Origin of the sequence: Radiobacillus sp. PE A8.2, assembly GCF_045635475.1 — a bacterium.
Taxonomy (GTDB): Bacteria; Bacillota; Bacilli; order Bacillales; family Amphibacillaceae; genus JBJGXI01.
In genome coordinates, this window is sequence record NZ_JBJGXI010000059.1 from 1 (window position 1) to 11,380 (window position 11,380).

General features: G+C 38.6%; 13 protein-coding genes. 1 reads left to right on the plus strand and 12 read right to left on the minus strand.

The annotated features are described in order from the left end of the window. Window positions 1-262: 262 nt before the first annotated feature. The 11 genes from ACI6MV_RS21955 to ACI6MV_RS22005 form a co-directional block, all read right to left on the minus strand. Window positions 263-1,114: a DUF4097 family beta strand repeat-containing protein gene (locus ACI6MV_RS21955; RefSeq protein ID WP_407272473.1), complete on the minus strand. Its 852-nt coding sequence runs from the start codon at window positions 1,112-1,114 to the stop codon at window positions 263-265. Between the two features lie 7 nt (window positions 1,115-1,121). Continuing rightward, on the minus strand, window positions 1,122-1,715 hold the full coding sequence (locus tag ACI6MV_RS21960) for an HAAS signaling domain-containing protein (protein ID WP_407272474.1): 594 nt from the start codon (window positions 1,713-1,715) through the stop codon (window positions 1,122-1,124). Further along, window positions 1,708-2,031 (minus strand): PadR family transcriptional regulator, encoded by a 324-nt coding sequence (locus tag ACI6MV_RS21965; RefSeq protein WP_407272475.1) that lies wholly within the window; start codon window positions 2,029-2,031, stop codon window positions 1,708-1,710. The genes ACI6MV_RS21960 and ACI6MV_RS21965 overlap by 8 nt, the downstream gene beginning before the upstream one ends. Window positions 2,032-2,122: 91 nt before the next feature. Next, window positions 2,123-2,752 (minus strand): response regulator, encoded by a 630-nt coding sequence (locus ACI6MV_RS21970; RefSeq protein WP_407272476.1) that lies wholly within the window; start codon window positions 2,750-2,752, stop codon window positions 2,123-2,125. Further along, window positions 2,745-3,794 (minus strand): sensor histidine kinase, encoded by a 1,050-nt coding sequence (locus ACI6MV_RS21975; RefSeq protein WP_407272477.1) that lies wholly within the window; start codon window positions 3,792-3,794, stop codon window positions 2,745-2,747. Before ACI6MV_RS21975 ends, ACI6MV_RS21970 begins: the two co-directional genes overlap by 8 nt. After that, window positions 3,791-4,516, minus strand: a complete 726-nt coding sequence (gene liaF / locus ACI6MV_RS21980) for a cell wall-active antibiotics response protein LiaF (RefSeq protein ID WP_407272478.1) — start codon at window positions 4,514-4,516, stop codon at window positions 3,791-3,793. Before liaF ends, ACI6MV_RS21975 begins: the two co-directional genes overlap by 4 nt. 91 nt (window positions 4,517-4,607) lie before the next feature. Next, window positions 4,608-5,240, minus strand: coding sequence for a PspA/IM30 family protein (locus ACI6MV_RS21985; RefSeq protein ID WP_407272479.1), 633 nt, complete (start codon window positions 5,238-5,240; stop codon window positions 4,608-4,610). 29 nt (window positions 5,241-5,269) lie between these two features. Continuing rightward, window positions 5,270-5,593 carry a lmo0954 family membrane protein gene (locus tag ACI6MV_RS21990; RefSeq protein ID WP_407272480.1) on the minus strand — a complete coding sequence of 108 codons (324 nt, stop codon included), beginning with the start codon at window positions 5,591-5,593 and terminating at the stop codon, window positions 5,270-5,272. A gap of 654 nt (window positions 5,594-6,247) precedes the next feature. Continuing rightward, window positions 6,248-6,808 carry a hypothetical protein gene (locus ACI6MV_RS21995; protein ID WP_407272481.1) on the minus strand — a complete coding sequence of 187 codons (561 nt, stop codon included), beginning with the start codon at window positions 6,806-6,808 and terminating at the stop codon, window positions 6,248-6,250. Between the two features lie 441 nt (window positions 6,809-7,249). Then, window positions 7,250-7,666 carry a universal stress protein gene (locus ACI6MV_RS22000; protein ID WP_407272482.1) on the minus strand — a complete coding sequence of 139 codons (417 nt, stop codon included), beginning with the start codon at window positions 7,664-7,666 and terminating at the stop codon, window positions 7,250-7,252. 37 nt (window positions 7,667-7,703) lie between these two features. After that, on the minus strand, window positions 7,704-9,164 hold the full coding sequence (locus ACI6MV_RS22005) for a SulP family inorganic anion transporter (protein WP_407272483.1): 1,461 nt from the start codon (window positions 9,162-9,164) through the stop codon (window positions 7,704-7,706). Between the two features lie 300 nt (window positions 9,165-9,464). Between ACI6MV_RS22005 and ACI6MV_RS22010 the strand changes: the two genes are divergently transcribed. Further along, window positions 9,465-9,647 (plus strand): helix-turn-helix domain-containing protein, encoded by a 183-nt coding sequence (locus ACI6MV_RS22010; protein WP_407272484.1) that lies wholly within the window; start codon window positions 9,465-9,467, stop codon window positions 9,645-9,647. Between the two features lie 51 nt (window positions 9,648-9,698). On the opposite strand, the gene ACI6MV_RS22015 is transcribed toward ACI6MV_RS22010, so the two are convergent. After that, complete coding sequence (locus tag ACI6MV_RS22015) at window positions 9,699-10,967, minus strand: MFS transporter (protein WP_407272485.1); 1,269 nt, start codon at window positions 10,965-10,967, stop codon at window positions 9,699-9,701. Window positions 10,968-11,380: the final 413 nt, after the last annotated feature.

The following is an 11,380-nucleotide window of genomic DNA, read 5'->3' on the forward strand; positions in this document are numbered from 1 at the left end:
CAATTATCTTCATTTGGTTCTTTGGACTATATTCGCTTTTAATTTCAGTATTATTTTTCTTAGTTAACGAGGGATTAAGATTGCTAGCACAAAATAAAACGCACAATAATTGGTATTCCGTTTTCTAATCTGATGTACTTCTTTTAGGGTAGCAAAAGTCAAAAAGCGCTGCAAAATACAGCGCAATTTTATTACTTCTCAGCTCAAAAAGATTTAGCGATAAGGATCGGAATCCATTATTGCGTAGCATACCGTTTATATTTTACTGTTCCACAGTAATTTCACCAACATCAGTACGAACTTCTAAGGTTGGTCCACCTGTGCCGATTTCCATATAAACATCGCCACCTATTGAATTGTTTTTTCCTTGTAGGTTTTCAACTTTTATATCGCCGATATCACTTTGTAAATCTAATACGATATTTTCCGGTTCATTTTCAAGTGAAACAAAGACGTCACCGACATCAGATTGAATCGAAATATCCTCCCTAAACTCTAGTATAGCAAGTCCAATCTCGCCTGTATCAGTTTCTATATCAAATGCCCCTACGCCATCTTTAATGTTTACATCGCCAACATTGGATTCAATCTCGGTTTGTTTACTAGTCATGTCATCAACGGCCAAATCTCCAACATCTAAGGACGCAATAAATTGTTCCGTGCTAATTCCGTCTATTGAAATATCACCAACATCCGTAGATACATTGAGTTCTGTGTAAAGCTTCTCTGGCAGTTGAACATCTAAATTCAAGCCTCCATTGTTAAAAGAAAACAAAGATGAAAATGAAAAATTGAAAAATTCTTTCGCATTAACGGTTATCTCTAGGGAATCGTTATTTTCTTCCACCTTAAATGTTAGGCGCTCGCGCATCTTCTCAGAGATATCTCCATGCAGATGCACATGAATATTTTCATCGTCACTTGGTTCAATCGAAACCTCAGCAACACCAACACTTATTACTATATCATCAACATTTTCTGCAGATACTTGTTTTTCTTCATCTAAACTAGACTTGTCACGTGCTGAAAATGAAAATACGTTATCACCGAATGTGATCATTCCGATTATGCCAATAATAAGAAATATAAATGCGAACAATGCTACTTTTTTCATTAGACCCTCACCCCTTTACAACTCTTACATTGAATTTAATATAGTTTATCAGAGCACGGAATAATAGCTTTCCAATGTAAAGCATCCCGATACTTAACAAAACTCCTAAACTGCAAAGCGTCATCACGACGAAAAACTCAGATACATATTGTTCTGCGAAACCCGAAATTATTGTGCCTATCCAAAGAACAGGTGATAGCGTGAACGTGAGGCCTACAGCGGCGAAAGCGACATATACACTAAAGATAGCCGCAGCTGGACCAATTACAAATATTAAATTAAAAAATAATAAAGCTATTGCTACGATGATGGACCTGGTAATGCTAGAAGTACGTTTATCTTCGATGTGGGGATAAATTTCTGGTTGATAGGCTTTTGACTCTGAAGGTGTAGCCGGTTGATTGTCGCGATAATCTGCTAGTAGTTCCCGCGCAATAAGTTGTGGATTTCCTAATTCTTGCGCTAGCTCTTGTTCTGATTTCCCTACTGCTATACCGATTGCGAAATGCTCCTCAAAATCTTGAAGCATCTCCGTGCGGTCTTGTGCAGGGACGCGGTTCAGGTAATGTCCTAATTCATCTAAAAATGCTTGTTTATTCATCTTGACTATCCTCCTTGATCAGCTGGTTGACCTGCTCATTAAATTGGCTCCATTCACTTAATAATCGATGTTTGTAAGCCGTACCATGCGCGGTGATTGCATAGTATTTCCGTGATGGACCTTCTGTAGATTCTTCCAAATATGTCGTAAAATATTGCTCTTTCGTTAACCGTCGTAACAACGGATAAATGGTACCTTCTGCAACATCCATTTGCTCTGAAATGCTTTTGGCTAACTCATAGCCATACTGGTCCTTTTTAGAAACTAGCACCAACACACAAAGTTCCAGCACGCCTTTCTTGAATTGCACATTCATCGCTTTCACCACCTACTACTGTTTATTGTTCAATACTAAGGTTGACTTATTAATGAATAACGATATACAATATGACCATCTTGCCCGAATGTTACATCAGTCCATGCTGATGCGCGTAAATCGCTGCTTGCGTACGATCTTGCACTTCAAGCTTGCTCAAAATATTACTAACGTGTACCTTGGTTGTTTTCAAAGCAATAAATAGTTGATCAGCAATTTCTTGATTCGCTTTCCCTTGAGCTATTAATAGCAAAATTTCTAACTCTCTAGGGGTTAAGGTCTCGTGTAAAGCTAGTTGGTTTTTCTGGCGCATTTTGTTCATCACTTTTGTTGTTACTTCCGGTTCAAACACAGCAGCTCCACGAAATGTCTCGCGTATTGCTCGAGCAATTTCACTTGCTTTTGATGTTTTTAATATGTAGCTTGTTGCTCCTGCTTCTAAGGCTGGGTAGACTTTGTCATCATCAATGAAACTTGTCACAACGATAATTTTTGCAGCTGGCCAAGCGTCCACGATTTGCTTCGTTGCCTCTATCCCATCCATTTCCTCCATCACTAAATCCATTAAAATAATATCCGGACGAAGTGACAGAGCTAAATCAACAGCTTGCTTCCCATTGGAGGCCTCCGCCACAATTTCTATGTCTTGTTGTGTGGATAGATACGCACTTACACCAATCCGCACCATTTCATGATCATCTACAAATAATACTTTAATCATCGCTTTCACCCTCTGCATCTATCATCGGCACCCGTACTTCTAAGCGCGTTCCTTTATTTGGTACACTAATAATTCTTATCGTAGCTCCGACTTCGGCTGCTCTTTCCTTCATATTTTGAATACCGTAGGAGCTGTTTTCTTTTTCTTCTAAGTTAAAGCCAACACCGTCATCAATGACCGTCAAAATAATCATTCCATTGCGTGCCATTAACTTAACATCAAACGACCCCGCCTTTGCATGTCTTAACGTGTTGGATACAGATTCTTGCAAGATACGAAACAAATGATCTTCTATTCCTTTATTTAAATTAACCTCTTCGACCTGACAATCGATTTCCATTGGAACCTTTTGTTGTAATTCAGCTAACAACAACTTAATTCCTTCTGTTAATGATTTCCCTCTTAGTGCAACAGGTCGCAGATGAAGCAAGAGTGCACGCATTTCTAATTGCGATTGTTGAATCATCACCTCAACTTGTTGCAACTGCTTTGAAGCAACTTCATTTAAGTTCGGATTCGACTCATTGATCGCAGACATCATCATCGAAGCAGCAAAGAGCTCTTGGCTCACCGAGTCATGTAGCTCTCTTGCCAGCCGGTTACGTTCTTCTAATATGACTTCGTTGATCCTTTTTTCCTGATCTTCCACCCGCTCGCTAATCAGCTTTTGTGACCGTCTTTTTTGTTCAATGATCTGTTTCTCTATATTTCGTAAAGCTGCTAACAAATCGATAAATTCCACTTGATCACCTAATTGACGATCATCTTGCGGCTTGCCCTGAGAAATATCATCAATCGTATCTTGTATTTCTTTTAACTGTTTGCGCCAATATAACCCGGTGCTTAACCCGCTTATGACGCCAGCAAGGATCGCAACTAATAGAACAAGAATCAAAAACGGAACTTCAAAAATATGTCGCTCCCACAAAATCTTCCAATCAGCAACTGGAAAGGCTATGAAAAATAGCGAACCAAACATAATTAGTAATACGAAAGATACTGTCACACCATTTATAACGGAGCGGTTTATGACTGATTTCATACCCGCTTCACCTCGAGCTTTCCGATTATCATCGAAGTGAATATTTTAACCTTTTGATTCGACGCATTGTAATCTGCTGATTGAAAATGTACTGATTTGTTAACTGTATTGTTTTCATAATTACCGAGAATATCATGGGAACCAAAAATAATAGAATGGTGAACACTAACCTCTACACCATAAGGAATATGCACTTGGACATTACCGACTAGATTACGAATAAAAATAACCGTCGGCACTTTTGGAATGACGGTATAATTTAGATCAATAATCGCATCGCCAATACCTGTTTGGATATTAATGTCTTCCCATTCATATGCCACATTCTCTGTACGCTGACTACCAAACCATTTGTTCTTGAATAACGGTTGTGTATGGTATATTTTTTCATCTGGTTGTTCACTGTCCATAAATTGCGGGTGGTGAACAGCCGGTTCCTGTCTTGATTGGTACCATTTATAGACAACAAAAATAATGATTGCTATGCTTAAAAATTTAAACGAAGCTGTGTTCATGATCGTAATAATAAACAGGACGACCCCTAACCAGAAAAAGACTTTGCCACTTGTCTTAAAATAAGTCTTTCTTCCGTAATATGCCGCAGCGGAAAAAAGGACGATAAGAATAAGCAGTTCTGGTCCTTTAAATAACAGCTCATATATAAATAAAACAGCCGTAATAATAAATAATATTTCAATGATGTTCTTGCCTTTTATATGCATATGGACCTCCTCTTTTTGCGGGAAGGGAATCCTGACTTATTAGTAATGGAGGGCGATTCCATTCACCCTCCTATAGATTATCATGAATCGTTTACAATGTAGAAGTACTATTTTTCTCAAGCTCTGCTAAACGCGCGTCTAACGTATGCATGCGGTAGTTTGATGATACCTGTCTTTCTAGTTGTTCAATATAATCTTCTAATTCAGCAAATTTTGCAGAGCTTTTCCCTGCGTTCAAATCTGCATATAACACTTGGTTTAAAGATTTATGTGCACGCGCAACGTTCTCACGACCTTTTAGTTCCACTCTTTTCATATGCAGATCCTTAATTTTGTATTTCATTTGCGCGTATTTCGTTTCTAATTCATCAAGATCTTTCATCGCCTTTTGTCTAATTTCCTCAAGTTTGTTAGCTCGCTCCTCAAATTGTACCTGTTCGGCATGTGCATGCTCGTACAATTCCTGTTCGTTTGCTTCTTGTGCGAGCTTTGCTTGACGCTTGCGTTTATCCGCCATCGCCTTTACCTGGTTAAATTCTCTTGTGAATTCTTGTTTTAGACGATATTGTTTTTCAACGAGCGTACGAATCTTTTGTGCTTCGCGCTCACACTGACGAACATATTCGTTAATATGCGCAAGTGGATTTTTTTGTTCCTTTTGATCTAGTACCTCATTTAAATCAGCAACGACTGTATCTTTAATACGTGTAAATAAATTTGCCATTTTGTTACATCTCCTTATTTTTAAGTAATTTAATTTTCCCATGAATGCTTGTCCATCTCTGACATAAACGCATGATCTTCTTTATCTTTCTTCCACTTCTTATAAACGTAATAGAGAAGGATGAAAGCGGCGACTCCGATAAAAGCCGGAATGTTCGCTAGGGATAACGATAAACCAATTAGTACAACAAATCCCCATAACACCTTTTCTGTTACCGATACGGCTAGAATGAATTTTTTGACTGCAACGTATGCAATCACAAGACTAATTGCTAACATAATCATTGGTCCGATGTTACTGATGATGATTATACCTGCCGTAATTGCTAGCAAAATGAACAAAAATGTTTTCACTGATTAACACCATCCTTTCTTTCATGTTCTTATCATACTGATATTCAGGACATGCCAAAACGGCCTAGGGTTATATTTTCAACTAGGACTAGAGGCTTAGTTCATCAGTAAAAAGCAGAGAGTGCCGGCAAGTGACGTACTGACTGCGGTTCAAGAACCACTTTGTTTTCCTATTGCGGTTACTCAACCACCTAAGACATATCCTTGATTCTTGGCCGTTCTTCGCACGAAGTTAAAGAAATTATCGCTATCTGCCGCCCGCTGCTTCGCCTGATCCAAGACAGAACAAAAGCGCAGAGCGCCGGTTAGCGACGTACGGACTGGACTGAACCGTAGGACCAGAGCAGGCTTCGAAGCTTTACTTCGCACGAAGAAAATTGTTCTGTATTTTCGATGGAGTAAGGAAACATGCCCCTGCATAAGGGGTATGTCGACGTTGGACGACAAGTCCGCTTTTAGTCGACCTTCCATAAAACCTGAACCGATGTTGACTTATCGTGTCATGAGGTGAGGGAAGTCACGCTAGTCGCTGGCGCTCGGAGCTGGCCTTGGCTAATGCTTAATGTTATCCACATTTAATATATTTTCTAATTTCCTATGCAATAAAAAAAAACTTGGCCGCAATCCAGCCAAGAGAATAATTAGAATAATATTTTATGATACCATGTGATCGTTCATTTTTGTTTTTACGTATAAAGGATAATCCTTCAATCTTCCTTGATAAACTAACTGTAGACGATTCCACTCTTGCAAATCCTGTGGTTTAGTCAAGCAAGGCGGTTTTTCAGTTGGATATACACCACATTCTGATAGAATAGTAGCCACAAACTGCGAACAGAAAAATGCATTTTTCCGTTGAAGCTCACGATTAATGGCGATACAGAATAAACCAACAAAGTTATACCGATAATTGTGTTCACTTTTTTCTATTTGTTGAATACTTGTTAACATTTGCTTATATTCAGTATCTGAAATGGTTAGTTTGTAGATTGCACATTTCGCTCGATTAAAAAGTACTGTTCCGATATCTTCTTTAACAAATCCAGCCACAAATGGATTTCTTGGTGTTTTCCTGCCAAAGCTATAAACTTCCCTGAGATGCAGATCAAATGCTAATGAAGCATGATTCAATGTTGATTTTGTATAAACATTAATCGCCTTAGTAAGCAACGTCCCTGTATCTGTAAAAAGCAAATAAACCTCTCTCGTCTCCATCCTAAACCCCCTTCAAGCCAAACTCCGTGTTAAAAATTTCCCGTCTATATTATCTCCTAAATATAATACATAACATGGATTATGACAAGAGGGTGTACTACATAAATAACCTTGAAACTTTAGTACACTTAAAGCTAGCATGCGACGTAGTGCATAGGTGCTCACTGCTCTTACATGTTCATCGCTCCAGACCCACGTTTGATAAAAAGTATGTAACAAAAAACTACCCTCAGCTGTGGAAAAACACGCCACTCCAGTGGGAATGGAACAGCCTGAAGTCCCCGAAGAGAGCGTTCTTTGCGATCGATAAGACGGAGGCGAAGTAAGTCTTGCTAGTTGCTGGACCATGGAGCTAGACATCTCCGAATTCTTTCTTCAAATAAAAGCCCAAATGCCTTCTGCCGTCACATACTAATGGCAAAAAACATTTGGTTCCTTCTTTTACTTCACAATCAAAACAGGACACTTCACATACTTAGCTATTTTATGACTAACACTACCTAGAATCATCGTTTGTAGTTTATTTAAGCCTCTGCTTCCAACAACTACACAGTCAAATTTGTTATCATTTGCAAATTCAACAATTACTGGTCCAGGTTCGCCATGTAAAAAGTGAATTTCATGCTTTACATTTGAATTTTCTAGTAGTTCTTTCACCGGCATTATTTTTTCATTTCGTTCACGCTTTACTTCATATTTATCAACATGGTGCAATACGTCCGCTTTTGACGTTTCGCCATCTACTACATAAACAACATCAACTGTTCCATTGAACATTTCTGCTAACTGAATCGCATGTTCAGCAGAGCGAACCGAGTGCTTGGAACCATCTGTTGCTAACAATATTCTATTAAACAATTACTTCACCTCATAAAGTATATATTTTACTAGTATATTAATGTCCGGAAGCTTTAGACATACCACTGATTCGTTTTTTCAAATGGCTACTTTCTTCATTCAAGCCTGAATAATGAACTTTGATATTACTCTGCTCAAATTTCATCTCGATTTTATCTAATGCTCCAATTGCCGAATCATCCCATAAATGAGCATATGTTAAATCAATTTCTACTTGTTCTACTGAATCAGTAAAGTCAAACTTTGCAACAAAATCATTTACAGAAGCGAAAAAGATTTGTCCGTCCACCTTATAAACCTTCTTCGAGCCATTTAGAGCAGAAATCTTGGTAACCTTCACTTTAGAAATCTTGGCGGCAAAGAAAATTGCACTTAGTACTACACCAGCTAATACGCCTTTAGAAAGGTCATGTGTTAATACTACTGTGAAAACAGTAACTAACATAACAACTGCATCCGTCCTAGGTATTTTGTGAAGATTTTTTAATGATGACCAATCAAACGTACCGATTGAAACCATAATCATCACCCCAGCTAATGCAGCCATCGGGATTTGCACGACTACCCCACCGAGTACAATAATTAAGAACATCAGAAATACCCCAGCAACGAGCGCTGATAGTCGTCCTCTACCACCAGATTTCACATTAATAACTGACTGACCGATCATTGCACAACCAGCCATACCACCGAAGAAACCAGTAATTACGTTGGCAATACCTTGACCACGGCTTTCTTTATTTTTGTCACTTTCTGTATCTGTCATATCATCCACAATATTAGCTGTTAATAGTGATTCTAGTAATCCGACAATCGCTAATGCTAATGAGTATGGAAAAATAATCATTAATGTTTCAAAATTTAATGGAATCGAAGGAATTAAGAAAATTGGTAACTGCTGTGTTAGTTCACCTAAATCGCCAACCGTTCTAATTCCCACATTACCTACAATTGCAATTGCAGTTACTACGATTATTGCTACAAGTGTTGACGGTACGGCTTTTGTTAGTTTAGGAAATAAATATATAATTGCTAATGTTAACCCAACAAGTGCGTACATGATCCAACCTTCACCCACAAAATGTTGCAGCTGTGCGGTGAATATTAATATCGCTAATGAATTAACGAAACCTACCATTACCGATCTTGGTACGAATTTCATGATACTGGCTAGCTTGAAGACACCGAATAATATTTGTAAAATCCCAGTTAAAATCGTCGCTGCTAATAAATATTGTAATCCATAATCAGCAACTAGCGTGATCATAAGCAATGCCATCGCACCTGTTGCCGCAGAGATCATACCAGGTCGTCCCCCAACAAACGCGATTACAACCGCAATAGAAAAGGACGCGTATAGTCCGACCATTGGATCTACCCCAGCAATAATAGAAAATGCAATTGCTTCAGGGATAAGCGCTAATGCTACAACGATTCCCGCTAATACATCTCCTCTTATATTACCAAACCATTCCTGTTTAATATTTTGCAAGTTCAATTTAGCACCTCTTCTTTATTTTTATAGTCAACTTCTGGCTCCCAGAAGTTAGTTCCGCTTTTCACAAAACGAATCATATCACAATAATGAATAGTTACAAAACCACAAGAAAACGCAAACATTTATTATATAGTTCTATTTCCTTCGTTTTTCTTCCGATACATACTCAACTTCACAGAAAGGACAAAAAGTTATAATGGAGCATAACCATTTATAACTCAGTATGTTTCAGCTTGTTTTTTTAATATTTGCGTTCTTCTATGGTATGATACACATATGTTAATGTATGGGGGCGTCCTGATGGAAAAAGAGATTATGACTGTATCACAAGTTGCCGAGTACCTTCAATTAAGTGAGATGACTACATATAAATTGGTACAAGAAGGAAAGATACCCGGATTCAAAATTGGGAGACATTGGCGGGTAAAACGAGATGATTTGGATGAGTTTATAGAACGGTTGAAAAAAGGGGAAAGACTTTAAGCTTGACTAGCGCCCGCAAAAGATATTCGGGCGCTTTATTACATTCATAGATTAATTTAACTCCGATATCTGAGCTTTCTTAGGCTGCTTCGCTATTAACGAACAAACTATTCCTATAATAGGAAAAACTAACGTCACGAGTATCACAGGCGTATAGCTATGAAACAAATCAAAGCCAACGCCAAATGGAAGTGGTCCAAGTGAAGATCCAATAACCCCGATCGTTGCTCCAACCCCATTAATACTACCAATATATTTTCTACCAAAATAGTTAGGCCAAATTACATTCAAACCAATTCTTTCAAAACCATTGGCAACTCCCCAAAGTGTACCAAATAGAACAGCAAGTATTAGATTGTTTGTAATTAAAAGCAATAACAGCAAGAAAATTTCAATTACAAAAATCATCGTTATTAAGTAGTTTGTTTTTATCTTTTCGGTAATAAAGCCAGAAACAAGCGTCATTGGAATTCCAACGACTGCCATTAAACTTAATACTGTAGCCGCTACACCAGCTGATAACTCATTGGTACCGAAAATAGAAATGATATGAAAGGTAATTCCAGTGTTGACCATTGCAGGAATTCCGACACATACAAGAATCGCCCAAAACGCTTTCGTCTTCATTGCTTCACTTAACGTCCAGTCTTCTTCTGCTTCTGTAATATGTGTTCCTAATATCGGTTTCAAACTAACATCGGAATGGCCATCAGGTGTAAGTCCAACGTCTTCCGGTTTATTGCGGACACCAAAAAATGCAATCGGCACAAATATTACGAGTAGCACTACTCCCCAAACCTGCCAAGCAAATTGCCAACTCCACGTTTGAATCAGCCACGTATTAATAAGTGGAAAAGACATGGCACTCGCAAAGCTACCAAGACTCATAATGCTTATCGCAAATCCTCGTTTTTTAACGAACCACTGTGCGACCAACGTATTTGGTATCAGTGACATACTTCCTTGTCCTAATAAGCGGATCAAGAAGAAACCAACCGCTAACATCCACATACTCGACACCATACTATTAAAAAAACAGGCGAGTGCTAAACCAGATCCGACGAACACCATCATTGCTCGTTGTCCAAAGCGGTCAATAAACCGTCCTACTAAAATCATGATAAAGCCGGCAACAAGCGTAGCAAACGAATAAAGCCCCGAAACTTCTGAACGCGACCAACCAAAATCGCTTATGTATTCATTAATAAAAGTCGAATTAGAATAAGTTTGACCTGGACCAGAAAAAAATACGCCTAGCCCAGCAATAAAAACAATTACCCAGCCATAATAAAATCTTTCAAAAAACTTACTTTTTATCAAAAATGATGCACCACCTTGTTGTTTATGGTTCCGGAGAAAGTAGATTAACGAGGAATAATATTAGAGAAGTTAAAAAACGCACATAGAAAACTATATCATGATTATAGCTTGATTAAAATATAAATGGTTGTTGTTCGTGCGTAAAATAACTAAATTCCGACGTAGTGCATAGGTGCTTACTGATCCTACATGTGCACCGCTCCGTCCCTACACTTTACTTTCCGCGGGGGGCTAGTGAGCCTCCTCGCGCCTTCGCGCTCCGGGGTCTCACTTACGCCACTAGTCCCGCAGGAGTCAAAGTGTAGGTACTACGCTTCATAATAGGTGTAACAGTACCCATAGTTGTGGAAAAATACGCCCCACTCCAGTGTTCCCCGCGGAAAGGGCGTTTTTTCCGCAGCGCCGAATTAGCA